1 protein-coding gene is annotated in these 824 nt (G+C 65.5%); it reads left to right on the top strand.

The annotated features are described in order from the left end of the window. Nucleotides 1-11 precede the first annotated feature (11 nt). A partial coding sequence (locus AB6809_RS36235) for a transposase (RefSeq protein ID WP_371028611.1) occupies nt 12-824 on the top strand: 813 nt, incomplete at its 3' end.

Raw genomic sequence — 824 nt, 5'->3', positions numbered from 1 at the left:
TCTTGAGCAGCATGAACGAAGATGATTTCTCCCGACTGCCGCCGGCCGCCCAGGCCTATATCCGTGAGCTCGAGTCACGAAACCGGCAGCTGGGCGAACGCATTGCCCAGATGGAAGAGCAGTTTCGCCTGGCGCAGAGCAAACGCTTTGCCCCAGCCAGCGAGAAGCTCAGGGATCGCGTCTTTGACGAGGCTGAACAGATCGCCGACACCGAAGCTGACGATGACGACGCCGAGGTCGATGCCCCGTTCGCGCTGCCCGACACAGGCCTGCCGGACGTGCCTGCACCGACGCCCCGCAAACGCGGACGCAAGCCGTTGCCCGCGCACCTGCCACGCCAGCGCATCGAATACGACCTGCCCGAAGACCAGAAGGTCTGCCCATGCTGTGCGCACACCCTGCATCGCATGGGCGAAGAGCTCAGCGAACAGCTGCACATCGAGGCGAAGGCGTCCGTGCTGCAGCACGTGCGCTTCAAATACGCTTGCCGCCACTGCGAACGCCACGCTGAACGTACGCCGGTGATCACTACCCCAATGCCCGCGCAGCCGCTGCCGGGTAGCAATGCCAGTGCGGCGATGATCGCTACCGTCACGGCGGGCAAGTATGTCGATGGGACACCGCTATACCGGATGGCTCACGCGCTGGTGCGCGCGGACATCGACGTGGGGCGCGGCACGCTGGCGAACTGGATCATCCGGCCCGCTGAGCTGCACTACAGCCGGCTGTATGAGGCGCTGCGCAGGACGCTGCTGGCGCAGGCGCTCATCCACGGTGACGAAACGACGGTGCAGGTGCTCAAGGAGCCCGGTCGCGCGGCGCAG

The sequence above is a fragment of the Paraburkholderia sp. RCC_158 genome (genome assembly GCF_041355255.1).
Classification (GTDB): domain Bacteria; phylum Pseudomonadota; class Gammaproteobacteria; order Burkholderiales; family Burkholderiaceae; genus Paraburkholderia; species Paraburkholderia graminis.
Note: the sequence above shows the minus strand (reverse complement) of the source record. Positions and strands in the feature narration are given on the sequence as shown.